22 protein-coding genes and 1 tRNA gene are annotated in these 24076 nt (G+C 67.6%); 14 read left to right on the forward strand and 9 right to left on the reverse strand.

The features are described 5' to 3' along the window. Window positions 1-15 precede the first annotated feature (15 nt). The 7 genes from ACSQ2F_RS02210 to urtE all read left to right on the forward strand — a co-directional run bounded on the left by ACSQ2F_RS02210 (window position 16) and on the right by urtE (window position 10311). A complete protein-coding gene (locus tag ACSQ2F_RS02210) occupies window positions 16-3501 on the forward strand; it encodes an ATP-binding protein (protein WP_436019328.1) in 3486 nt (1161 codons plus the stop codon). Next, a complete protein-coding gene (locus ACSQ2F_RS02215) occupies window positions 3482-4438 on the forward strand; it encodes a response regulator (protein ID WP_436019330.1) in 957 nt (318 codons plus the stop codon). The genes ACSQ2F_RS02210 and ACSQ2F_RS02215 overlap by 20 nt, the downstream gene beginning before the upstream one ends. Before the next feature lie 125 nt (window positions 4439-4563). Further along, window positions 4564-5835 carry an urea ABC transporter substrate-binding protein gene (gene urtA, locus ACSQ2F_RS02220; protein WP_436019332.1) on the forward strand — a complete coding sequence of 424 codons (1272 nt, stop codon included), beginning with the start codon at window positions 4564-4566 and terminating at the stop codon, window positions 5833-5835. 101 nt (window positions 5836-5936) lie between these two features. Beyond that, window positions 5937-7544: an urea ABC transporter permease subunit UrtB gene (gene urtB / locus ACSQ2F_RS02225; protein WP_436026708.1), complete on the forward strand. Its 1608-nt coding sequence runs from the start codon at window positions 5937-5939 to the stop codon at window positions 7542-7544. A 34-nt stretch (window positions 7545-7578) separates the two neighbouring features. Continuing rightward, a complete protein-coding gene (urtC, locus tag ACSQ2F_RS02230) occupies window positions 7579-8718 on the forward strand; it encodes an urea ABC transporter permease subunit UrtC (protein ID WP_436019334.1) in 1140 nt (379 codons plus the stop codon). After that, on the forward strand, window positions 8715-9602 hold the full coding sequence (gene urtD / locus ACSQ2F_RS02235; RefSeq protein ID WP_436019336.1) for an urea ABC transporter ATP-binding protein UrtD: 888 nt from the start codon (window positions 8715-8717) through the stop codon (window positions 9600-9602). Before urtC ends, urtD begins: the two co-directional genes overlap by 4 nt. A gap of 16 nt (window positions 9603-9618) precedes the next feature. Beyond that, window positions 9619-10311, forward strand: coding sequence for an urea ABC transporter ATP-binding subunit UrtE (gene urtE / locus ACSQ2F_RS02240; protein WP_436019338.1), 693 nt, complete (start codon window positions 9619-9621; stop codon window positions 10309-10311). A 90-nt stretch (window positions 10312-10401) separates the two neighbouring features. Here urtE and ACSQ2F_RS02245 read toward each other — a convergent pair whose 3' ends face one another. Continuing rightward, on the reverse strand, window positions 10402-11169 hold the full coding sequence (locus ACSQ2F_RS02245; protein WP_436019340.1) for a DUF4397 domain-containing protein: 768 nt from the start codon (window positions 11167-11169) through the stop codon (window positions 10402-10404). A 231-nt stretch (window positions 11170-11400) separates the two neighbouring features. On the opposite strand from ACSQ2F_RS02245, the gene ACSQ2F_RS02250 reads away from it, so the two are divergent. Continuing rightward, window positions 11401-12069 (forward strand): glutathione S-transferase family protein, encoded by a 669-nt coding sequence (locus ACSQ2F_RS02250; protein ID WP_436026710.1) that lies wholly within the window; start codon window positions 11401-11403, stop codon window positions 12067-12069. A 216-nt stretch (window positions 12070-12285) separates the two neighbouring features. On the opposite strand, the gene ACSQ2F_RS02255 is transcribed toward ACSQ2F_RS02250, so the two are convergent. From ACSQ2F_RS02255 to radC, 3 genes are read right to left on the reverse strand one after another with little or no spacing between them, the layout of a single operon-like run. Beyond that, window positions 12286-13116, reverse strand: a complete 831-nt coding sequence (locus ACSQ2F_RS02255; protein WP_436019342.1) for an urease accessory protein UreD — start codon at window positions 13114-13116, stop codon at window positions 12286-12288. Further along, window positions 13113-13805, reverse strand: coding sequence for a Smr/MutS family protein (locus ACSQ2F_RS02260; protein WP_436026712.1), 693 nt, complete (start codon window positions 13803-13805; stop codon window positions 13113-13115). The genes ACSQ2F_RS02255 and ACSQ2F_RS02260 overlap by 4 nt, the downstream gene beginning before the upstream one ends. Window positions 13806-13810: 5 nt before the next feature. Further along, the gene (radC, locus tag ACSQ2F_RS02265; protein WP_436019344.1) at window positions 13811-14479 is read right to left on the reverse strand and encodes a RadC family protein; all 669 of its coding nucleotides are present in this window, start codon (window positions 14477-14479) and stop codon (window positions 13811-13813) included. A gap of 87 nt (window positions 14480-14566) precedes the next feature. On the opposite strand from radC, the gene ACSQ2F_RS02270 reads away from it, so the two are divergent. The 6 genes from ACSQ2F_RS02270 (at window position 14567) to ACSQ2F_RS02295 (ending at window position 20183) form a co-directional block, all read left to right on the forward strand. Then, window positions 14567-15010 (forward strand): FKBP-type peptidyl-prolyl cis-trans isomerase, encoded by a 444-nt coding sequence (locus tag ACSQ2F_RS02270; protein ID WP_436019346.1) that lies wholly within the window; start codon window positions 14567-14569, stop codon window positions 15008-15010. Continuing rightward, the gene (gene ispH / locus ACSQ2F_RS02275; RefSeq protein WP_436019348.1) at window positions 15010-15987 is read left to right on the forward strand and encodes a 4-hydroxy-3-methylbut-2-enyl diphosphate reductase; all 978 of its coding nucleotides are present in this window, start codon (window positions 15010-15012) and stop codon (window positions 15985-15987) included. Before ACSQ2F_RS02270 ends, ispH begins: the two co-directional genes overlap by 1 nt. Before the next feature lie 36 nt (window positions 15988-16023). Then, complete coding sequence (gene serS / locus ACSQ2F_RS02280; RefSeq protein WP_436019350.1) at window positions 16024-17319, forward strand: serine--tRNA ligase; 1296 nt, start codon at window positions 16024-16026, stop codon at window positions 17317-17319. Between the two features lie 63 nt (window positions 17320-17382). Beyond that, a tRNA-Ser gene (locus tag ACSQ2F_RS02285) sits at window positions 17383-17470 on the forward strand. Window positions 17471-17573: 103 nt separating this feature from the next. Beyond that, complete coding sequence (locus tag ACSQ2F_RS02290) at window positions 17574-19595, forward strand: S9 family peptidase (RefSeq protein WP_436019352.1); 2022 nt, start codon at window positions 17574-17576, stop codon at window positions 19593-19595. A 51-nt stretch (window positions 19596-19646) separates the two neighbouring features. Next, a complete protein-coding gene (locus tag ACSQ2F_RS02295) occupies window positions 19647-20183 on the forward strand; it encodes a hypothetical protein (RefSeq protein ID WP_436019354.1) in 537 nt (178 codons plus the stop codon). A 319-nt stretch (window positions 20184-20502) separates the two neighbouring features. Here ACSQ2F_RS02295 and ACSQ2F_RS02300 read toward each other — a convergent pair whose 3' ends face one another. The 5 genes from ACSQ2F_RS02300 to ACSQ2F_RS02320 all read right to left on the reverse strand — a co-directional run bounded on the left by ACSQ2F_RS02300 (window position 20503) and on the right by ACSQ2F_RS02320 (window position 24025). Next, the gene (locus ACSQ2F_RS02300; protein ID WP_436019355.1) at window positions 20503-20964 is read right to left on the reverse strand and encodes a DUF421 domain-containing protein; all 462 of its coding nucleotides are present in this window, start codon (window positions 20962-20964) and stop codon (window positions 20503-20505) included. Between the two features lie 89 nt (window positions 20965-21053). Beyond that, entirely contained in the window at window positions 21054-21572 is a 519-nt protein-coding gene (locus ACSQ2F_RS02305) for a hemerythrin domain-containing protein (RefSeq protein WP_436019357.1), read from the reverse strand. Window positions 21573-21716: 144 nt separating this feature from the next. Next, window positions 21717-22256: a hypothetical protein gene (locus ACSQ2F_RS02310; RefSeq protein WP_436019359.1), complete on the reverse strand. Its 540-nt coding sequence runs from the start codon at window positions 22254-22256 to the stop codon at window positions 21717-21719. After that, window positions 22253-23437: a zinc-dependent alcohol dehydrogenase gene (locus tag ACSQ2F_RS02315; RefSeq protein ID WP_436019361.1), complete on the reverse strand. Its 1185-nt coding sequence runs from the start codon at window positions 23435-23437 to the stop codon at window positions 22253-22255. The genes ACSQ2F_RS02310 and ACSQ2F_RS02315 overlap by 4 nt, the downstream gene beginning before the upstream one ends. Window positions 23438-23512: 75 nt before the next feature. Beyond that, a complete protein-coding gene (locus ACSQ2F_RS02320) occupies window positions 23513-24025 on the reverse strand; it encodes a hypothetical protein (protein ID WP_436019363.1) in 513 nt (170 codons plus the stop codon). Window positions 24026-24076 lie beyond the last annotated feature (51 nt).

Consider the following 24076-nt stretch of genomic DNA (forward strand, 5'->3'; position numbering starts at 1 on the left):
CCGGATAATGTCTGCATGAACCGTTCCACCACGCCCGCCCTCGGTCCTGCCGTCGCGCCGGTCGCGGGTGAGCCGCCCGCAACCGACGCGGTGCAACGGGTCGTGAAGGTGCGACGCGACTACAACGCCTGGGTCGCACGCGAGACGATGGAAGACTACGCGCTGCGCTTCACGCCGCGCAGCTTCCGGAAGTGGTCGGAGCTCCGCGTTGCCAACACGGCATTCGGCGCCGCGTCGTTCCTCGTGCTCGAGGCGGTGGGCGCCACGCTCCTGGTCGAGTACGGTTTCATCAATGCCTTCTGGGCCATCCTCGCGACCGGCCTGATCATCTTTCTGGCCGGCCTGCCGATCAGCGTCTACGCGGCTCGCCACGGTCTCGACATGGACCTGCTCACCCGCGGCGCGGGCTTCGGCTACATCGGCTCCACCATCACCTCGCTCATCTACGCGAGCTTCACCTTCATCTTCTTCGCGCTCGAGGCGGCGATCATGGCCTACGCGCTGGAGCTGGCGTTCGACATCCCGCCCGTCTGGGGCTACCTGATCTGCGCGCTGGTGGTGATCCCGCTCGTGACCCACGGCGTCACCGCCATCAGCCGCCTGCAGGTCTGGACGCAACCGCTGTGGCTCGTGTTGCTGGTGGTGCCCTACGTGTACGTCTTCGCCAACAATCCCGGTGTGTTGAGTGGTCTCGCGGGATATCCGGGCGCAGGCGAACAGGCCGCCGGCTTCAATCTGCAGCTCTTCGGCGCAGCAATGACCGTGGGCATCGCCCTGATCACCCAGATGGGCGAGCAGGCCGACTACCTGCGCTTCATGCCCGAGCGCACCGCGGGACGCCGTTTGCGCTGGTGGACCGGCGTGCTGGTGGGCGGGCCGGGCTGGGTCGTGCTCGGCGTGCTGAAGATGCTGGGTGGTGCGTTGCTGGCCTATCTGGCCATCAGCCACATGGTGCCCGTCGACCGCGCCGTCGACCCGAACCAGATGTACCTGGTCGCCTGGGAGTATGTCCTTCCCCACGCGGGCTGGGCCATCGCTGCCACGGCACTCTTCGTCGTCGTCTCGCAGCTCAAGATCAACGTGACGAACGCCTACGCCGGCTCGCTGGCCTGGTCGAACTTCTTCGCCCGGTTGACGCACAGCCATCCCGGGCGGGTGGTGTGGGTGGTGTTCAACACGCTCATTGCCCTGATGCTCATGGAGCTCGATGTCTTTCGCGCCATCGGCGGCGTGCTCGGCCTGTACGCCAACGTCGCCATCGCCTGGATCATGGCCGTCGTCGCCGACCTGGTCGTGAACAAGCCGCTCGGGCTGTCGCCGCGCGGCATCGAGTTCAAGCGCGCCCACCTTCACGACGTGAACCCGGTGGGCGTGGGCGCCATGGGCGTCGCGTCAGTCCTCTCGGTTGTGGCCCACCTGGGGTTCTTCGGACCCATGGCGCAGGCGTTCTCGGCGCTGATCGCACTGGTCACCGCCTTTGTCACGGCCCCGCTGATCGCCTGGGCGACGAAGGGACGCTACTACCTCGCCCGGACGCCCGGGCCCGACGCGGCGGCGACCGGCCTTCAGTCCTGCGTCGTCTGCGAGCGTGAGTATGAGGTGGACGACATGGCGCACTGCCCGGCCTACCTGGGACAGATCTGTTCCTTGTGCTGCTCCCTCGACGCCCGCTGCAACGACCTGTGCAAGCCAGAGGCGCGGCTGTCCGCACAGTGGTCACGCGCGTTGCGGTGGTTGATGCCACGCCGCGCCTGGCCTTCGCTCGACACGGGTCTTGCGCACTACCTGCTGCTGATGGCCGTGATCGTGCCCGTGCTGGCTGGCCTGTTCGGGTTGCTTTACCAGCAGGAGTTGCGCGGGTTGGGCGACGGCGCAGGAGCGCTCGCACCGCTGTTGCGCATGGGCTTCGTGAAGGCCTTCGCAGCGCTGCTGCTCGTCAGCGGCATCGTGGCCTGGTGGCTGGTGCTCACGCACAAGAGCCGGCAGGTGGCCCAGGAGGAGTCGAACCGCCAGACGCAGGCGGCGCACGAGCAGACGCTCGCGCTGCGCCGGGAAATCGATTCCCATCGCCGCACCGACGAGCAACTGCAGCAGGCCAAGCGCCAGGCCGAGCTCGCCAACCATGCCAAGAGCCGCTACATCACCACGGTGAGCCACGAGCTACGCACGCCGCTCAACAGCATCCTCGGCTATGCCCAGTTGCTGGAACAGGACCCAGGCATCCCGGCCCATCGCAAGCAGGCGGTGAGCGTGATCCGCCGGGGTGGCGACCACCTGCTCTCGCTCATCGAGGGCACGCTCGACATCGCCCGCATCGAGGGCGGCAAGCTGCGCCTGGATTCCCGGCCCATGCGGTTCCGCGATTGCGTGCAGCAGATCGTCCGGCTCTTCGAACTGCAGGCGGCCGACAAGGGCATTGCCTTCGAGCACCACGTGACCGACACCCTGCCCGAGTACGTTCGCTGCGACGAGAAGCGCCTGCGGCAGATCCTCATCAACGTGCTCGGCAATGCGGTCAAGTTCACGCACGTCGGGCAGGTCGCGTTCCGCGTCGACTACGCGCGCGAGATGGCGGTGTTCGAGATCGAGGACACCGGCCCCGGCATACCGTCCGACCAGGTCGAGCAGATCTTCGAGCCCTTTGCGCGCGGTACCGAGACCACAGGCAGCGGCACCGGCCTCGGCCTCACCATCAGCAAGATGCTGACGGACCTCATGGGCGGCGAGATGTCGGTGGCAAGCGAGGTCGGCAAGGGAACCCTGTTCCGCATCCGGCTGTTCCTGCCTGCGGCTCGCGGCGCCGCGGCCCGCGCGGACGTGGCGCGTGCCACGCGCGTCGGCTACCGTGGCGAGCGCAGGCGCTTGCTCATCGTGGACAACGAGGAGGTGGACCGGGTGCTCCTGGCGAGCATGCTCGAGCCGCTCGGCTTCGAGACCCAGCTGGCCGCATCCGGCCACGAGTGCCTGGCGGTGGTCGAGGAGTTCCGGCCGCACGCCGTGCTGATGGACCTCGCCATGCCCGGCATCGACGGATGGGCGACGATTCGAGCCCTGCGCGCGCGGCAGCTGAGCGATGCGCCGGTCGCCATCGTCTCCGGCAACGCCTTCGACCGGGAGCTGGACAACGACGTCGGCGTGCGGCCCGAGGATTTCGTCGTCAAGCCCGTCCGCCTGCACGAACTGCTCGACTGGCTCGGACGCCGCCTGGCGCTGGAATGGATCGAGGCCGCGCCCGAGGCCGAGCCGGCCGGTGGCGCGCGAAGCGAAGCGCTTGCCGAGGACCACGGAGTGCTTCCCGCCACCGAGCACCTGCAGGCGTTGCAGGAACTGGTCACCTTGGGCTACCTCCGCGGCATCCACCGCAAGCTGGACCAGATCGCCGCAGCCGACCCGGCACACGCGGCGTTCGTGGCCCGCCTGCGTGCCTTGGCCCGCCAGTTCCAGTTCGATGCCATCTCCGCCATCCTGTCTCGCGCGCTCCATGACCGCAACCCTGCCTGATCGCAACATCTCCGACCTCGTTCTCGTGGTGGACGATGTGCCGGACAACCTGGCGTTGCTGCACGACGCCCTGGACGAGGCCGGCTACACGGTGCTCGTGGCGACCAACGGCGAGGGCGCGATCGCGCGGGCGTTGCAGGCCCTGCCCGACATCGTCCTGCTCGACGCCGTCATGCCCGGCATGGACGGGTTCGAGGTGGCCCGGCAGCTGCGCGCACGGCCGGAGACGGCGCACATTCCCATCATCTTCATGACCGGCCTGACCGAGACCGAGCATGTGGTGGCCGCCTACGGCGCCGGCGGGGTGGACTACGTCACCAAGCCGCTGCGCCCCCAGGAAGTGCTGGCGCGGATGACGGTGCACATGCAGAGCGCGCGGCAGGCGCGCCAGGCGCGCAATGCGCTGGACGCCTTCGGGCACGCCACCATGGCGATCCATGCGGACGACGCGCTGGCCAGCGGCCGCGCGGTGTGGCAGACCTCACTCGCCCGGGAGCTCATGCAGCGCTACTTCGATTCCCCGGCCGGCGCGGTACCCGACGAGGTGCTGGTCTGGCTGCGCCAGCTGGCCCGCGACGGCACGGAACCCCGCCCGCTCACGGTCGTGCGGGAAGCACGCCAGCTCGTGCTGTCGCTTCAGCAGCGGACCGCCGATGACGACTGGCTTGTCGTGATGCGCGAAGTGTCGGATGCCGCTGCGGTGGCCGCCCTGCAGCAGACCTTCCGCCTCACGTTGCGGGAAGGGGAGGTGCTGTACTGGGCCGTCAAGGGTAAGACGAACCGGGACATCGGAGACATCCTCGGCAGCAGTCCGGCCACCGTCAAGAAGCACCTGGAACACGTCTTCGAGAAGCTCGGCGTCGAAACGCGCAATGCCGCCGCGGCGTTGGCCATGTCGAAGGTCCGCCAGCTCGGCAACTGGCACGGCCCGGGCTGACGGCTCCGACCGGCCCGCCGTGCTGCGGCTACGCCTTCTGGCGTATTCCGCAAACGGCACCCGCTCCTTAACCTGAGCTTGTCTGTCCCCCGGGGCACAAGACTCAACCCAAGGAGCTGTCGTCCATGCAAGCCAACCGTCGCGCTTTCGCGCAATCCCTGACCGCTGTCGCCATGGGCGTCGCGGCCCTCGCCCTGCCGGTCTTCGCCCAGGCCCAGGCCACCATCAAGGTCGGCGTGCTGCACTCGCTGTCCGGCACGATGGCCATTTCCGAGACCGTCCTGAAAGACGTCGCGCTGATGGCCATCGAGGAGATCAACGCCAAGGGCGGCGTGATGGGCAAGAAGCTCGAGCCGGTCGTGGTCGATCCGGCGTCCAACTGGCCCCTGTTCGCGGAGAAGGCCAAGCAGCTCATCAGCCAGGACAAGGTGGCCGTGATGTTCGGCTGCTGGACCAGCGTGTCGCGCAAGTCGGTGCTGCCGGTGGTCGAGGAACTCAACGGGTTGCTGTTCTATCCGGTGCAGTACGAGGGTGAGGAGCTGAGCAAGAACGTCTTCTACACGGGAGCGGCGCCCAACCAGCAGGCCATTCCGGCCGTCGAGTACCTGATGAGCAAGGCAGGCGGCGGCGCCAAGCGATTCGTGCTGCTCGGCACCGACTACGTGTACCCGCGCACGACCAACAAGATCCTGCGCGCCTTCTTGAAGAGCAAGGGAGTCGCCGACAAGGACATCGACGAGAAGTACACCCCCTTCGGCCACAGCGACTACCAGACCATCGTCGCCGACATCAAGAAGTTCTCGGCAGGCGGCAAGACCGCGGTGATCTCCACCATCAACGGCGACTCCAACGTGCCGTTCTACAAGGAACTGGGCAACCAGGGTCTGAAGGCCACCGACGTGCCGGTGGTGGCGTTCTCGGTCGGTGAGGAGGAGCTCCGTGGCGTGGACACCAAGCCGCTGGTCGGCCACCTGGCCGCCTGGAACTACTTCATGAGCGTGAAGAACCCGACCAACGACGAGTTCAAGGCCAAGTGGGCAGCCTATGCCAAGGCCAAGAAACTGCCGGGTGCCGACAAGCCGCTCACCAACGACCCGATGGAGGCCACCTACGTTGGCATCTACATGTGGAAGCAGGCGGTCGAGAAGGCCAAGAGCACCGACACGGACAAGGTGATTGCTGCCATGGCCGGCCAGACCTTCAAGGCGCCGAGCGGCTTCATGGCCAAGATGGACGAGAAGAACCACCACTTGCACAAGCCGGTGTTCATCGGCGAGGTCAAGGCCGACGGCCAGTTCAACGTCGTGTGGAAGACCCCTGCGCCGGTGAAGGCCAAGCCGTGGAGCCCGTACATCGAAGGCAACGACAAGAAGAAGGACGAGCCGGAAAAGAAGTGACGCGGTGATGCGAGGACGGTCGCGCCCGACCGTCCGTTGCCGAGAAGACACCGGGGCCCAGCGCCCCGGTGCCCTGTGGATGAACCATGAAATCGCTCACGATGCTCCTGTTCCGCCTGCTCGAGGCCGCCCGGCAAGCGCTGTGGCTTGCGCTTCTGCTGCCCTTCGCCGCCCAAGCCCTGAGTCCGAGCCGGATGCACGCGCTGGCCGCCGGTGACAACGACACCCGCATTGCCGCGCTCGCCGAGTCGCTCAAACAGGGCGAAGAGGGCCTGGCGGTGTTCGTGCAGGCGCTGCTCGACGACAGCGTCAAGGTCGCGGCGGATCGCGTATTCGTGGTGAAGGACGGGCAGTCCGTCGACGCGGCCACCGGCCAGCCCGCTCCGTTGCCCGATACCGCCGAAGACGTCATCAACAGCAATCAGATGCGACGCGAACTCGCATCGGCCCTTGCTGCCCTCCAGCTCTTCTCCCCTGAACTGGCGGAGCGGCGGGCGGCCGCGACGGCCTTGACGGACGGGGCCGACGAATCGCGCCTCCCGGTCATCGACAAGGCGCTGGCCTCCGAGACCGACGACGACCTGAAGGCGCAGTTGCAGCAGATCCGCGCGAGCGTGCTTTTGGCGTCACCCGACGTGGCGCGCCGGCTCGACGCCGCGCGGACGCTCGCCGGCAGCTTGACGCCCGCCACGCGCTCCCTGGTGGCCGAGCGGCTTCGGCCGGCCGGCGAGGGTGGCGAGGACGACCCGGCCGTGCGCAGCCAGCTCGAGATCGCCCTCAAGGCCATCGACACGCACCTCGCCTGGGGCGAGCGCCTGGGGGTGCTGTTCACCGGGGTGAGCCTGGGCAGCATCCTGTTGCTGGTGGCGCTCGGCCTGGCCATCACCTACGGGCTCATGGGCGTCATCAACATGGCGCACGGCGAGCTGATGATGATCGGCGCCTATGCCACCTGGCTCGTTCAGAACCTCTTCCGCACCTACCTGCCGGGCGCCTTCGATGCCTACGTGCTGGTGGCCATCCCGGTGTCCTTCTTCGCTGCGGCGGCCGTGGGCGCCGTGCTCGAGCGGGGCGTGATCCGCTGGCTGTATGGCCGACCCCTCGAGACGCTGCTGGCCACCTGGGGCATCAGCCTCGTGCTGATGCAGGGCGTGCGCTCGCTGTTCGGTGCACAGAACGTGTCGGTCGAGAACCCGGCCTGGCTGTCGGGCGGGGTGCAGGTGATGAGCAACCTCACGCTGCCCTACAACCGCATCGCCATCGTCGCCTTCGCGGCCCTGGTGCTGGTCGGCGTCTCGCTGCTGATCGCCCGCACGCGGCTCGGGCTCTTCGTGCGCGGCGTGACGCAGAACCGCAAGATGGCGGCCTGCGTGGGTGTCAACACCGCCCGCATCGACACCTATGCCTTCGCGCTCGGCTCCGGCATTGCCGGACTGGCCGGTTGCGCGCTGTCCCAAGTGGGGAATGTGGGGCCCGATCTGGGCCAGGGCTACATCGTCGACGCCTTCATGGTGGTGGTCCTTGGCGGCGTCGGCCAACTCGCAGGCACGGTGTACGCGGCACTCGGCCTCGGCGTGTTGATCAAGCTGCTCGAAGGCTGGCAGGGGGCCGTGCTCGCCAAGATCATGGTGTTGGTCTTCATCGTCATCTTCATCCAGAAGCGGCCGCAGGGCATCTTCGCGATGAAGGGCCGGAGCGCGGAAGCATGAACCACCGAATCGATACGCCCAAGGAGACCCGGACATGAGCGTCGTCCTGCCCACCCCGATGCCCACGCCCGGACCGCGCACGCGGCTGTTGACGCCCTCCGCATGGACCGGACTCTTCGCTGCGCTCGGCGCCGTGCTGGTGCTCGTGCCGCTGCTGAACCTGGCCGTTCCGGCCGACAGCGCCTTCCACCTGAGCGACCACGCCGTGCAACTGGCCGGCAAGATCATGTGCTACGCCATGTGCGCGCTGGCCATGGACCTCATCTGGGGCTACACCGGCATCCTCTCGCTCGGCCATGGCGTATTCTTCGCGCTGGGCGGCTATGTGATGGGCATGTACCTCATGCGGCAGATCGGTCGCGACGGCAACTACGGCAGCGAACTGCCGGACTTCATGGTCTTCCTGGACTGGAAGACGCTGCCGTGGCACTGGGCCTTGAGCGACAGCTTCGCCGCCACCCTCGCCCTGGTGGTGCTGGTGCCGGGCCTGCTGGCCTTCGTGTTCGGCTTCTTCGCCTTCCGTTCTCGCATCAAGGGGGTGTACTTCTCCATCATCACCCAGGCGCTGACCTACGCGGCCATGCTGCTGTTCTTCCGGAACGAGACCGGCTTCGGCGGCAACAACGGCTTCACCGACTTCAAGCGCATCCTTGGCGTGCCGCTGGCCACGCCCTCCATGCGCATGCTGCTCTTCGTGCTGACGGGCCTCACGCTGGTGGCGTTCTTCGTGCTGGCCCGCTGGCTGGTGCGCAGCAAGTACGGCCGCGTGCTGCAGGCCATCCGCGACGCCGAGACGCGCGTCATGTTCACCGGCTACGACCCCCTGCGCTACAAGCTCTCGATCTGGGTCATCTCCGCCGTGATGTGCGGCGTCGCCGGTGCGCTGTACGTACCGCAGGTGGGCATCATCAACCCGGGCGAGATGGCGCCTGCGGCGAGCATCGAGATCGCGATCTGGGCGGCGGTGGGCGGCCGGGGCACGCTGGTCGGCCCGATCGTCGGGGCCTTCTTCGTGAACGGCGCCAAGAGCTGGTTCACCCAGGCGTTCCCCGAGTTCTGGCTGTACTTCCTCGGAGGCCTGTTCATTGCAGTCACGCTCTTCCTGCCGCAGGGCATCGTCGGATTCGTTCGCCGCTTCACCCGTTCACCGCGCCACGAGGAGGCTCGCCCATGACCCCCGACCTGATGGAGGCCGGCGTCGAGAAGCGGCAGGCCCTCGCAGCCCGCCAGGCCAGCAGCACGTCCGGCGGCCGCGAAACCAGCTACGGCCGCGTCGTGCAGCCGGGCGCCCTCGACACCGCCCATGGCGCCATCCTGTACCTCGACGACATCACCGTGAGCTTCGACGGCTTCAAGGCACTCAACGCGCTGAGCCTCAGCATCAGCGCCGGCGAGCTGCGCTGCATCATCGGGCCCAACGGTGCGGGCAAGACCACCATGATGGACGTCATCACCGGCAAGACGCGACCGGATGCCGGGCGCGCCTTCTTCGGCTCCACGATCGACCTGCTGCGCCTGCGGGAAAACGAGATCGCCTCCGCCGGGATCGGCCGCAAGTTCCAGAAGCCCACGGTCTTCGAGCACCTCACCGTCTTCGAGAACCTCGAGCTCGCGCTCAAGGCCGACCGCGGCGTTCGCTCATCCATGTTCTTCCGCCTCGGCAGCGCGCAGCTCGATCGCATTGGCGAGATCCTGGCGCTCATCCACCTCAAGCCCTCGGCGCAGCGGCTGGCCGGGTTGCTCTCGCACGGCCAGAAGCAGTGGTTGGAGATCGGCATGCTGCTGATGCAGGACCCGAAGCTGCTGCTCCTCGACGAGCCGGTCGCCGGCATGACGGACGAGGAGACCGAACGCACGGCCGAGCTGTTCCTGTCGCTCGAGGGAAGCCACTCGCTGGTGGTGGTCGAGCACGACATGAAGTTCATCGGCGAGCTGACGCAGGGCGGCCGCAACGACAAGAAGGTCACGGTGCTGCATGAAGGCAGCGTGCTGGCAGAAGGGCGGCTCGCCGATGTGCAGGCCAACGACAAGGTCGTCGAGGTCTACCTCGGCCGCTGAACCGCAAAGGAATCGCATGCTCCAGGTCGAAGGCATCAACCAGTTCTACGGCGGCTCGCACATCCTGCGCAATCTGGGATTCGAGGCGCGGCAGGGCGAAGTCACGGTGGTGCTCGGGCGCAACGGGGTGGGCAAGACCACGCTGCTCAAGAGCCTCATGGGCGTCGTGCCGGTCAAGACAGGCAGTGTCCGCCTGGACGGGCAGGACATCACCCGCGACAGTCCCTACGAGCGCGTGCGCAAGGGCATCGGCTACGTGCCCCAGGGGCGCGAGATCTTCGGACGTCTGACGGTCGAGGAGAACCTTCGCATGGGCCTCGCCTACAAGCCTGGTCGCACGCCGATTTCTGCGGAGCTGTTCGAGCTGTTTCCGGTACTGAAGCAGATGCTGCACCGCCGGGGCGGTGATCTGTCAGGGGGACAGCAGCAACAGCTTGCCATTGCGCGCGCACTTGCCGCGGGTCCGAAGCTGCTGATCCTCGACGAACCGACCGAGGGCATCCAGCCCAGCATCATCAAGGACATCGGCCGCGTCATCCGCATGCTGGCAGACCGGGGTGACATGGCCATCGTGCTCGTCGAACAGTTCTACGATTTCGCCGCGGAACTGGCGGACCAGTACCTGGTGATGGAGCGAGGCGAGGTGGTCCAGCGCGGGCGTGGGGCCGACATGGAGGCCCAGCGCGTCCGGCAGCGCATGTCCATCTGATCGCTTTCAACCGCGGCGTGGACGAGTGCCGGAAACGCCACGGGGCCCGCGAACGGGCCCCGTGAAACCGAGCGGTGGTTCAGCCGTGCATCAAAGCGTGTTGGGCACTTCGGTGGCCGGGTTCGGGTCGTCCGAAGCCACCACCAGCACCTTCACGTCGTTCGGCGCAACGCTGTCCGGCAGCAACGTCACCAACCAGTCGGCGTTCTCGACCACCGTGATCGGCGCGCGGAACAGCGGGGTCTTGGAGCCGGCCGCGGTGATCGTCATCCAGTACGGGGTGGTGGCGTTGGCCACGTCGAGCGAGTCTTCGCCCGATGCCGGGAAGGACGTCTTGTAGTCCACCGATGCGAAGTTCGGCGTGAGCGGCGCCAGGTCGGCGTTCGGCGGCGTGATGTACACGTCGACGTCAGGGGCGTTGAAGGCGGCATTCAGCACGCGGATGCGGCCGTTGTCCGAGTTCAGGTCCTTGTTGTACGGGTCACGGATGTTCAGCACTTCGGTCAGGTTGCCCGACCCCGGCACCGCGACCAGGGTGAACTTGTCGCCACGCGTGGCTTCGAACGTCGACTCGCCGATGGTGGCGTTGGGTGCCGCGGTCGTGCGCACCGACCAGGTCGCCGAGCTCGTGGACACGTCGAAGTAGCTCGACGCACCCTTGTACGGCACGTTCGTCACCGACTGTGCGACGCCGTCACGGAACAGCGAGACATTGGGGCCGAGCGGAACGGCATGGACCAGGCGGACCTTCGGGTCGGCCAAGTCCAGTCGGTCGTCCAGGCTGTCGTCACCGCCGCCGCAGGCAGCCATGAGGAACGCGGGTGCGAGCGCCAGCACGAGCTTGGTCATCTTGTTCATGTGTGTCACCTCTTGTAGTGAGTGAATGAGAGCGAGTCGGGGGAGATGCATGCCGGCCAGGTGCGGCGGGCAAGTGCAATGGACTGTAGAGGCGAGGTGCGGGCGAGCCTGTCGGTCGATGCGGTCCGTCGGTGTCGGTCTGTCCTGACCTTCATGTCGGACAAGGCCTGCAGCGCGAGTGCGCCGTGCCGGGTGCTTCACAATGCCCCCTTCGTTTTCATGGGCACGACGATGATCACTGTTCACCACCTCAACGACTCCCGATCGCAGCGCGTGTTGTGGCTGCTGGAGGAGCTCGGCCTGGCTTACGAGATCAAGCACTACCAGCGCGACCCCAAGACCATGTTGGCGCCCGCCGAGCTGCGCCAGGTGCACCCGCTCGGCAAGTCGCCCGTGATCACCGACGGCGAGGTGACGGTGGCCGAGTCCGGCGCCATCATCGACTACCTGATCGAGCGCTACGGTCACGGCCGTTTCGCTCCCGCCGTCGGCACCCCCGAGCATCTGAAGTACCGCTACTGGCTGCACTTCGCCGAGGGCTCGGCCATGCCGCCCCTGCTGATGAAGCTGGTGTTCGAACGGATCAAGCAGACGAAGATGCCCTTCTTCATCAAGCCCGTTGCCCGCGGCATTGCCGACAAGGTGCTGGCCGCCCTGGTTGAACCCAACCTGCGCCGCCAACTCGATTACATGGAAGCCGAACTCGCCCGCACCGAGTGGTTCGCGGGAGGGGAATTCAGCGCAGCGGACATCCAGATGAGCTTTCCGCTGGAGGCGTCGCGCCAGCGGGCGGGGTTGGATGCGAGCCGTCCCAAGCTGATGGCCTGGCTGGAGCGCATTCATGCCCGGCCGGCCTACCAGCGGGCGCTCGAACGTGGCGGCCCGTACAGCTTCGCCTGACCTGCCTGTCTCGGTGAGCCGCCCGTCCGCCGTGGTCCAGGAGCGGCCGACGGCGTGGGCCAGGTTGGCGCTTGCCCGCTCCTCGGGGGGATAACGGCACGGGCACCACCCGAGTGCCCCCGAGGCTTGCGGAGCGGGCAACGAACACGGGCTGGCGGTCGCGGCCAGATCAGTGGCACGTCCGCAGGGACCGCACGGGCCGACGCCCCAAGGGCTTCAGGTGCGCCAGACCCGCGGCACGGGAGCCTTCAAGCCCCACGCCACCTCACGCCAGCGCGTCCATGTATCGATCAGCAGGTTCATGGCCGGCTCCACGCGAGGTGCCAGGGCCCGCAGCACCACCACCTGCGAATGCGGGGCGGTGGCGCCTGCGGTCGGGGCCAGGACATGGGCACCTGCACAGTCGCGGGCGGCGTCCAGCAGGCTCGCTCGCCGCTCATTCGGCAGCGGGCTGCCGGAGGTGAACCACAGGGTGGCCATGACGCTGTTGCCCGCCCATCCCAGCGGTGACTGCAGCAGCCGACGGTCAGTTGCGTCCACGGTCCCGCGCTCGAGCCACGCTCCGGCCAGACGGATGTGCTGCGTGAAGCGACCGGCGTTGAACGGTGCGCCGCTCGCCGGCAGGCCGAGAGCGAGCACGTCCCAGCCCATGGCCTCCGCGTCGGGGGCCAGTGTCACCTCGGTGTGGTTCTCGCCGAGCGTGTCGGGGTAGCAGAGGGTTTCCAGGGGCAGGTACTCCAGTCGCGCCCCCGCATCGACCTGCAGGTTGGCGACCTGCCGGGCGGGCTCGCCGCTGCTGCGGTAGAAGCGGGTGGCGCCTGGGGTGGTGATGAAGGCGTGTGCGCCGGTGCCGACGCACGCGTCGATCGTCAGCAGGTCACCGCTTGCCAGTCCGGCCGGGGGGTGCACCAGCACGTTGTGGCAGATGGCGGGTCCCTCGGGGTAGAGGCTCTTCAGAATGCGCAGCGGGCCGGTGTGGCGGTCGGAAGCGACGGTGCGTTGGCCGTCGTGGCGGTAGTCGAGCGTCAGGTGGCCGTGCCAGCTCATCGGGTGCGTTTCGCGGGGGCAAGAGGAGAGGGGAGGGGTTCCGGTGCGGCCGGTGCGGTAGGGCGCAGCAGGACGATCAGGGCGCCATGGCCTCCTTCGGAAGCCCGGGCCTGCACGAAGGCGATGACCTCCTGCTTCTGCACCAGCCAGCTTCGCACCTTGCCCTTGAGCACCGGCTCGCGCCCGGGGGACCCGTTGCCCTTGCCGTGCACCACGCGCACGCAGCGCAGGCCGCGGCGCACCGCATCGCGCAGGAAGGCAGCGAGTTGTTCGCGGGCGTCGTCGCGGCGAAGGCCGTGGAGGTCGATCTGGCCTTGAAGGGTCCAGCCGCCACGGCGCAGCTTGCGGACGACCTCGATGCCGATGCCGGACCGGCGGTACGAGAGGGCTTCGTCGGTGTCGAGCAGGGACTCGACGTCGAACTCGTCGGAGATGGCCTCGCGCAGCACGGCCCGTTCGTCGCGCTGCCGTTGCAGGGGCTCGGGTGGCGGCGGCACGATGCGGTGTTCCGCCAGGCCGCGGTCCGGCAGTGCCTGCACGCGGCCGACGCTGGCGGAGAAGAGATTTCGTTCGCGCTCCAGCCGCGCCCGCTCGGCCCGCTCGCGTGCGGCCCGTTCGGCGGCCTCGCGCTCGGCACGCTGCAGGGCATCGCGAACGTCGCCCAGGTCCTGCAGGCTGCGGGCGCGCACGCGGTTCACAGCAGCCCCCGCTCGGCGAAGGAGGTGACTTCATGGCGGCCGACTACCAGGTGGTCGAGCACACGCACGTCCACCAGGTCGAGGGCCGCCTTGAGGGTGCGGGTCAGGTACTCGTCGGCGCGCGAGGGTTCCGCCGCACCCGACGGGTGGTTGTGGGCCAGCACGACGGCGGCGGCGTGGAGTTCGAGCGCGCGGCGCACCACCTCGCGGGGGTACACGCTGGTCTGGGTGAGGGTGCCGCGGAACAGGGTTTCGAGGCGCATCAGGCGATTTTGCGCGTCGAGGAAGAGCACGGCAAACACCTCGTGCGGGAGGTGGCCCAGGTGCAGGCGGAGGTGGTCCTTGACCCGGGCCGGACTGTCGAAGAGCGGGCGCTCGGCGATCTGGTGTGCGAGCGACCGGCGGGCCAGCTCGAGCACGGCGCCCATCTCGGCCCGCTTGGCCGGGCCGATGCCGCGGATGTGCCGCAGGTCGTCGGGGCCGGCGTTCAGCAGGCCGGGCAGGCCGTCGAAGTGGTCGAGCAGGCGCTGCGACAACTGCAGCACCGACTCGCCCCGCACGCCGGTGCGCAGCAGGAGCGCCACCAGTTCGGCGTCAGCCAGGGCCGCCGGGCCGCGCATGAGCATTTTTTCGCGCGGCCGCGCGTCGGGAGGGAGTTCTTTCAACACCTGGCCATCCTAATTCACGGCTTTTGCGGACCGACCTTGCCCGGGCACCTAAAATTGGTCCAGTTTGTCCAACCGGGATGCTCCGTGAATCACGTCCAACAGGGCTCGTTCCTGACCCTGCACTACCGCCTGGCGGGCCCAGACGGCGCCGACCTCATCAACACCTTTGCGGAAAAGCCCGCCACCCTGTCGCTGGGAACCGGTGAACTGGCGCCCGCCATGGAGGCGCGCCTCCTCGGCCTGGCCGAAGGCACCCGCACCACCTTTCAGCTCGAGGCGGGCGAAGCCTTCGGTGAGCGCAACCCGGAAATGCTGCAACGCGTGAAGGTGGCCCTGCTCCACGAGCTGGGCGACCCTGACGCCAGGTACGACGTCGGCGACGTCGTCGAGTTCCCCACGCCGGACGGCCAGGCGTCGTACGCAGGCGTCGTGCGCGAGGTCGGCAGCGACTGGCTGCTCTTCGACTTCAACCACCCGCTCGCTGGCCAGCCGGTGACGTTCGAAGTGCAACTGATCGGGGTGCTCTGATGACCGACGCCGCCAACGCCGGCCTGGAAGAGGTGCTGCTCGCCGAGCCGCGCGGGTTCTGCGCCGGTGTCGATCGGGCGATCGAGATCGTCGAGCGTGCCATCCGCCGCTTCGGCGCGCCCATCTATGTGCGCCACGAGATCGTGCACAACACCTACGTCGTCAATGACCTGAAGGCCAAGGGCGCCATCTTCATCGAGGACCTGGACGACGTGCCGCCCGGCGCGACGCTCGTCTTCAGTGCCCACGGCGTCTCCCAGGAGGTGCGCCGCGAGGCCGCCCGCCGCGGCTTCAGCGTGTTCGACGCCACCTGCCCGCTGGTCACCAAGGTGCACGTCGAGGTGGCCAAGCTCCACAAGGAAGGCTACGACTTCATCATGATCGGCCACAAGGGCCATCCGGAGGTCGAGGGCACCATGGGCCAGCTGACCGAAGGCATCTACCTCGTCGAGGACGTGGCGGACGTCGAGCGCGTGCAGGTGCCCGAAGGCAAGCCGCTGGCCGTCGTCACCCAGACCACCTTGTCGGTGGACGACGCGGCGGAGATCCTCGCCGCCGTGAAACGCCGGTTCCCTGCCGTTCGCGAACCCAAGCAGCAGGACATCTGCTACGCCACCCAGAACCGGCAGGATGCGGTCAAGGTGCTCGCCCCGCAGGTCGACGTGCTGATCGTGGTCGGCAGCCCGACGAGCTCCAACAGCAACCGGCTGCGTGAACTCGGCGAACGCCTGGGCGCGCAAGCCTACATGGTCGACCAGGCGGATGACCTGCGCGCCGAGTGGTTCGAGGGACGCCGTCGCGTGGGGCTCACCGCCGGTGCGTCCGCACCGGAGATCCTCGTCACCCAGGTGATCGAACGCCTGCGTGCGCTGGGCGCCGTGTCGGTGCGCCGCATGCCGGGGGTCGAGGAGACCGTTCACTTCCCCCTGCCCATGGGCCTGGGCGACAAGGCCATGGCCGGCATTGCGCCGCGCTGAATCGCCCCTCACCTTCCACACCAAGAACAATTCACCATGCTCGACATCACCCTGCTGCGCAAGGACCTCGCCAGCGTCGTTGCCGCCCTCGAAAAGCGCAAGTCGCCCCAGCCCTACCTCGACGTCGAGCGCTTCCAATCCCTGGAGTCCGAGCGCAAGGGGATCCAGACCCGCACCGAGGAGCTGCAGGCGCGCCGCAACAGCTTGTCCAAGCAGATCGGCGGCATGAAGGGGCGGGGCGAGGACACCACCGCACTGATGGCCGAGGTCGGCGGGCTGGGCGACGAACTCAAGCAATCTGCCGAGCGGCTCGAAATCATCCAGTCGGAGCTGTCGGCCATGCTGATGAACGTGCCGAACCTGCCGCATGAGAGCGTGCCGGTGGGCATGGACGAGTCGGGCAACGTCGAAGTGCGTCGCTGGGGAACCCCGCGCAGCTTCGACTTTCCCGTGCGCGACCATGTCGACCTGGGCGGTCCGCTGGGCCTGGACTTCGACACGGGCGCCAAGCTGTCGGGCTCCCGCTTCTCGTTCCTCAAGGGGCCGATCGCCCGCCTGCACCGGGCGCTTGCGCAGTTCATGCTCGACATGCAGTCGCAGGAGCATGGCTACACGGAGTGCTACACGCCGTACATCGTCAACCGCGAGGTGCTCGAGGGCACGGGCCAGCTGCCCAAGTTCAAGGAAGACATGTTCTGGGTGAGCCGCGGTGGCGATGAATCGCAGCCCGAGCAGTACCTGATCTCCACCTCCGAAATCTCGCTCACCAACAGCGTGCGCGAGACGGTGCTGGCGGCCGACGCCTTGCCCATCAAGCTCACTGCGCACAGCCCCTGCTTCCGGTCAGAGGCGGGCAGCGCCGGGCGGGACACCCGCGGCATGATCCGCCAGCACCAGTTCGACAAGGTCGAGATGGTGCAGGTGGTGCACCCGGAGCGCAGCTACGACGCGCTCGAGGAGATGACCGGCCACGCCGAAGCCGTGCTGCAGCGCCTGGGGCTGCCGTACCGGGTGGTGCTGCTGTGCAGCGGCGACATGGGCTTCGGCTCGACCAAGACCTACGACCTTGAAGTGTGGGTGCCGGCGCAGGACACGTTCCGGGAGATCAGCTCGGTCTCGAACACCGAAGGCTTCCAGGCGCGCCGCATGCAGGCGCGCTTCAAGAACGCGCAGGGCAAGAACGAACTCGTGCACACCTTGAACGGCTCCGGCCTGGCGGTGGGGCGCACGCTCGTGGCCGTGCTGGAGAACTACCAGAACGCCGACGGTTCCGTCACGGTGCCGGAGGCACTGCGGCCGTACCTGGGTGGGCTGGAAGCACTGAAAGCTTGAGAATCACGCCAAAGCTGAGCTAGAATGCAAGGCTTGGCGCCGACCCGCCAGACGTGAACACCAGGAGAGGTGGCAGAGTGGTCGATTGTACCTGACTCGAAATCAGGCGTACGGCAACGTACCGAGGGTTCGAATCCCTCCCTCTCCGCCAGCAAAACGAAGCCCGCGCCTGTCGCGGGCTTCTTCGTTTCCGAGGTCCGATTCGAGGCACGTCCCTTGCCGAATCCCTTGTAGCTCAGCTTCAAGGAAAGCGCATGACACGGCCCTTCACGGTCGACGACCTTGACCTCCACCAGCACGTCAGCGAGCTCGATTGCCATGCCGCATCGGGCGTGGCCGTCTTCACGGTCCGGTCCGTCGACCGTGCTGGAGATCGCTACACCTCGGCGTTGTGGCTCCACCGGTTGGACGAGGGCCAGGGCATCGCGCTCACCGGTCCAGGCCAGCATGACGCGAGTCCTCGCATCTCGCCCGACGGTCGGCAGGTCGCCTTCGTGTCCGACCGGCAGGAGGGTCCGCTTCGCGTGTTCACCGTGCCGGTCGATGGCGGTGAGCCACGGGCCTTGGCCACATTGCCGGGGTCGGCCAGCAGCATCCGCTGGGCTCCCGATGGGGTCAGCCTCGTGGTGGCGGCCGCGGTGCCGGTCGATCCTTCCCTGCGGGGCGCGCGTTCCGATCGCTCTGCCTTGCCGCGTGGCCCCCGCGCTCCCGAGATTGCCTGGAAGCTGCCGTACAAATCGGACGGCATCGGGTACCTGCTTCAACGCGAGATCCACCTCTTCCGCGTCCCGGTCGAGGGCGATCAGGTCGAGCAGCTGACGGACGGCCCGTTCGATGTGCTCTCTCACGCCATCAGCCCGGACGGCCGCCAGATCGCCTTCACCCGCACGAGGGAAGGCCGCTTTGCTCACTGCACCGACCGTTGGATCTGCGGCGCGGCGGGTGAAGCGCCGCGCCGCCTGACCTCGGGACATGCGACGGTCCTGCAGCCGGTGTGGTCCCCGGACGGCAAGCGTCTGGCGTTCGCCGGTGCGGTGCTGGAGGGCGACGCGCAGTGCCGGCTCTGGACGGTGGACGTGGCCACGGCACAAGTGCAGCTGGTCGGGGGCGACGCCATCGACGTTTCCGACGCGACGTCGATGCACTGGGACGCCGCGAGCTCGCGCTTGATGTTCGTGCGTGCACACCACGGTCGCCACCAGGTTGCGGCGCTCTCCGTCGACCCTGGAGCGGCCGGAAATGCCGTGACGGTGGACGTGCTGCGCGCGGGAGACCGACAACTGGGCGTGTTCGGCGTCACGGACGAGTGCTTCGTGTACACCGTCGACCACCCTGCGTCGCCGTGCGAGCTGTGGTGTGCCCCGCGTGGGGGCGGGGATGAGCGCCAGTTGAGCGACCTCAATGCCTGGTGGCGAACTCGGGAGTCGATCGACGTCGAGCTTCGCCAGTTCGTCGTGCCCGATGGGGAGGGTGGCCAGGAGGTGATCGAAGGTTGGCTGATGCACCGGCGTGACGCGCAAGGCCCGATGCCGCTCCTGAACGACGTGCACGGCGGTCCGGCCAGCCATGCACTGCTCGACTTCGATACCAACGTGTACTGGCAGGTGTTGTGCTCTCAGGGTTGGGCGGTGCTCGCCTTGAATGCCGTCGGCTCGTCGAGCTACGGGCAGCGCTTCTGCCAGCGCCTCGCCGGCCGCTGGGGTCAGCTCGACCTGCCGCAGCACCTTGCGGCGGTCCGGCAGCTTCAGGACGAGGGCGTGTGCGACGAACGTCTGGCGATCGTGGGCAAGTCCTACGGCGGCTACCTCAGCAGCTGGGCAACGGGCCACACCGACCTTTTCAAGGCCACCGTGGTCATGGCCCCGGTGGGCAACATCGAAACCCACTACGGAACGTCCGACGGCGGCTACTACGCCGATCCGCTGTACCTCTCCACCGCCCCTCGTTTCGATCGGTCGCTGGCGCGCAAGCTTTCGCCCTTGCAGTACATCGAACAATCCAACACGCCCACCCTGTTCCTGCAGGGCAAGGAGGACGAGCGGTGTCCGAAATGCCAGGCGGAAGAACTCTTCGTGAGTCTGGTGCGGGCGGGCGACACCCCGGCCGAACTGGTGCTGTATCCCGATGAGGGGCATGGCTTCCTGGGCGAGGGGGCGCCGGCCTGCCGACGGGATGCTGCGCAGCGCATCGTCGCGTGGGTAACGCTGCACACCGGCCCTGACGGCACAAGCGCCGTCGGCGCGTCAGCAGAAGCCGCGACCGCCTCGGTAGACTGACTGGGGGCACACCCATTGCCCTTCGTGGACTCCACATTCACGGAGGACGCCATGAACCCCAGCGCGAACGACTACCAGGGACAGGAAGCCACCGGCGATGCCCTGTCCATCAATTCCCTGACCCAGGACGACTGGGTGAACCTCGGCGCCGGCGCAGCCCTCGTGGCCCTCGGCACCGGCCGAGTCACCCTGGGCGGACTGGTGCGCCTGGCGGCGCTGGCTGCCGGCGGCACCATGCTCTACCGCGGCATGAAGCAATCCGGTCTTCTGTCGCGCATCCAGAGCGCGATGCCGGTCGGGCAGGGCTCCGCATCGGAGGGCGGGCAAGAGATGGAAGTCGGCTCGACCGATTCGACAGCCTCTTCCTTCGGCGGCAGCCCGTCAGGCAGCCAGTCCGGCAGTGCAGGCCTGTCGGGCGGGCTGAACACCGGCCGCAGCGGATCGCTCGCCTCGGGTACCACGCTCGGCAACATGAGCCAGGACGTTGATCCCTTGCGCGCACGAGGAGAGCAGGCGGGCGATGACACCGAGAAGACTGGCCTGGCTGGCGCCGACGGCATTCCAGCCGTGGACCTGCGAGGCGCTTGAGGACCATGTGGGCTCTCCGCTCCGGCGCCAGTTCGACGCCGGACGGGGGACCCGTCACTGGCAGCGGCCGTCCGCCCGGTGAGCCATTGCGTGGTGATGGATCGCCGCTGGCTTGCTGGCCAGCTTGCCTGCCAACGGAAGCGAGGAGGGGACGAAACCCTCTCTCGTCAACAGCGGTTCAAGGCTGCGCCGAAGCGCGAAGGTCCGTTGTCGCGTGAATGGCTCGATTGGAAGCGGGAGGGTCTACGGCGCCGCGGGCGCCGAGATGGCGCCGCCACACGCGCCGCCCGGGCAAGGTCGACTGACCGTTTGACCCTGCCTAGTTGCGCTTCAACACGCTGATGCTGCCGTCCGTCTCGAGGAAGGCGCACTTGACGTTGTCGAGGTCGCAGTCGGCCTCTCGCAGGGCCTTGTCCATGTCGCCTGCGCCCACGTGCTGGCGCTTGAGTTCGTCATGGAAGATCCGGCCATCGCGGGCGATGAGGATCGGGTTCCCTTCCACCACCGCCTCGACCTTCTTGCTGCGGGCGCAAGCCACCGCCACGATGACATTCAGCAAGACCAGCGTGAAGGCCACGATCAGCCCGCCGATCACGGAATTGTCTTCTCCGGAGAGCGAGTTGCTGACGCCTTCGCTGAGCAGCATGACCACCAGCAGATCGAATGGGGTGAACTGGCCGACCGTCCGCTTGCCGGACAGGCGGACCATCAACATCAACGCGACGTAGACGATCACGGCGCGGGCAATGAACTCCCACCAGGGCATCGCCATATCGAACATGTGTGTCCTCCGTACGGCGCCCTCCCGCGCCGCGATGAGGTGGACGCATCAAGGGCACACCGTGCCCGCATTGCGTCCACCGGTCTTCGTCAGGCTTCGCTCTCGGCGCCCGCCTGCATCATCAGCTCTTCCTTGCGGGTGGCCAGCTCCTCGCCGATGGCGGCGGTGTCGAGCTTGGCCTTCTTCACTTCCTTGAAGAGCTCGCCTTCCTCTTCCTTGACATGGTGCTCGATGTACTCGCCCAGCACCTTTACCTTGGCGTCGTAGTGATCGTCGCTCGGGTCGGCGGCCTCGATCTGGGCGATCAGTTCCTTGGCGCTGCCGTGCTCGACGTCGGCTTCGTCGACGATGTCCTGCTCTTCCAGCACCTCACGTGCGGCCGGGTAGAAGATCTCTTCCTCGATCGTCGCGTGCACCGTCAGCATCTGGCAGATCTGCAGGGCGAGGGCCTGCTTCTCTTCCGGCTCGGCCTCGGCCTTCACCAGCTTCTCGTATTCCTTGAACAGCTTCTTCACTTCGGCGTGGTCCGCCGTCAGCAACTTGATGGCGTCGTCCTTGGCGGCTGCCGACTTGGTGGAGGACGAGGCGGTTTTCTTGGTAGCGGGCATGGGGAGCTCCTGTGTCTGGGTTGGAACAAGCGCCTTTGCGCTCGCCTGACCATCATCCGTGCCGGCCGCGAGAACGCCGTAGGAACGCACCGCGGCTCGTGGTCGGAGAAGCGCGAGAGCAGTCGAGATTCGCTCGCGCGCGTTTCAGTCCGGGAACGGCCGCAGTGCGGCGGGCGTGCGCATGTCCTCCGGCGCGAAGAAGTCGGTCAACGCGCGGCCGCGCATGGCGTCCGGCGGCGCCGGCAGCCCCGATCGATCGCTGTAGTCGCGCACCTCGCGCGACGTCGATGCACTGCCGGCCGCATTCGCGCGCTGGCTCAGCATGGCGCTCGCCAGGTCCGCCACGGCCACCGTGCCGACGGCGGCAAGAGCCCATGCCGCACGCCGGCCGGCGCTGCTGCGGTCGGCCCGGCTGGCCAGGGTGACGGCGTCCAGCGCGTCGCCCGCCACGCGGGCCCACATCCATGGCGTCGGGTTGCGGGCGGTCAACAAGCCCACGCCGGTGACGATCTCGCGCATGCCGTAGGAGCGCACCAGCGATTCACGTCCCCGTTGGCCGGTCGCGCGGGCCGTGCGGGCCGGGGCCATCAACTCGACCAGCCCGAGGCCGATGCTGAACCAGCCCAGGCCGCGTGCGGCCTGTCGAGCGAGTTGGTGCTTGCGGGTGTCAGGGATGCTCTTCATGCTCGAACTCCTCCAGGTTTCATCACCACCTTGATGCAGCCGTCCTCCTTGTCACGGAAGGTCTTGTACATCGCGGGCCCGTCTTCCAGGCCCACGGTGTGCGTGATGACGAAGGACGGGTCGATCTGGCCTTCCTGGATGCGACGCAACAGGTCGTCGGTCCAGCGGTTCACGTGAGTCTGGCCGGTCCGCACGGTCAGCCCCTTGTTCATCAGCGCCCCGAAGGGCAGCTTGTCGACCAGGCCGCCATACACACCCGGGATCGACAGGATGCCTGCTGGCCGGCAGACATAGATCATCTCGCGCAGCACATGCGGCCGGTCGGACTCCAGCATCACAGCCTGCTTCGCGCGGTCGTACAGGGAGTCGATGGAGCGGGTGGCGTGGCTCTCCATCCCCACGGCGTCGATGCACTTCTCCGGGCCCTTGCCCCCGGTCAGTTCGCCCAAGCGGTCGAGGACGCTTTCCTCGTCGAAGTTGATCGTGATGGCGCCCCCGGCGCGGGCCATGGCGAGCCGCTCGGCCACGCGGTCGATCACCACCACCTGCTTGGCCCCGAGCAACAACGCGCTGCGCACGGCCATCTGGCCCACCGGCCCGGCGCCCCAGATGGCCACCGTGTCCGTGGGCTGGATGTCGCACGCCACGGCGGCCTGCCATCCGGTGGGGAAGATGTCGCCCAGGAAGAGTACCTGCTCGTCGGTGAGGCCGTCAGGCACCTTGACCGGTGCGACGTCCGCATACGGCACGCGAACGTACTCGGCCTGTCCTCCAGGGTAGCCGCCGGTGAGGTGGGTGTAGCCGAACAGGCCGGCCGTGGTGTGGCCGAACGCCTTGTCGGCGAGCTTGGCGTTGCGGTTCGTGCGTTCGCAGACGGAGTAGTTGCCGCGGCGGCATTGGTCGCACTCGCCGCAGATGATGGTGAACGGCACGACCACGCGATCGCCCACCTTCAGCTTCTTGTTCTCGCTGCCCACCTCGACCACTTCGCCCATGAACTCGTGGCCCATGATGTCGCCCGATTGCATGCCGGGCATGAAACCGTCGAACAGGTGCAGGTCCGAGCCGCAGATCGCGCAGCTGCTGACCTTGATGACCGCGTCGCGAGGGTGCTCGATCTTCGGGTCCGGCACCGTGTCGTACCGGATGTCCTTCTTGCCGTGCCAACACAAGGCCTTCATGGAAATCCTCCAGTGTGTGATGGCGATCGACCGGCAAGTGGAGTTCCCGACGGCTTCGTACGAGGCCGTGGGCCGTCATCGCGCCGCCATGCGCGCCCTCCGACGAGACCTTGGCGCCCCGCCGCTGCCGGACCGGCTGCTGGCGATGGCAAGGCCGACCGCAAAGAGCGCATACGTCCAGGCAAGACCTCGCGGTGTCAGTCGCTGTTCGAAGCCGGGCGTGAGGCGAGGGGGCGTCAGGGCAAGGTCCGTGAAGGCCGCTGCGGCGCTCGTCACGATCGCGTCCCGCACGACGGTGCCGGGTCGAGAGTCCCTGCGTCGCATCCACTGATGAAGCAGACCCCAGAACACGGCCGAGCCCTGATGGATGGCCAGGCCCGTCGCGGTGTAACGCAAAGACCATCCGTCCTGATGAAGCGCCCGCTCGCCCCAGACCCAGTGGCTCGGCGCATTGATCGGGGCGGCAGCGCTGCCGGTCTGCAGACGGCCACAAATACCCATGGCCACGAGGGAGGTCAGGCCGGCAAGGCCGCCGTCCCGCAAGGCTGCGCGCCACAGCGGAGAGGGAGAGGGAGAGGGAGTCTTCATGGATGCTTCCTGTTGGAAAAGGGGGGCAGGTATGCCCGAACGGCCTGCAGG

This window comes from Rhizobacter sp. LjRoot28, from assembly GCF_964253025.1.
Classification (GTDB): Bacteria; Pseudomonadota; Gammaproteobacteria; order Burkholderiales; family Burkholderiaceae_C; genus Rhizobacter.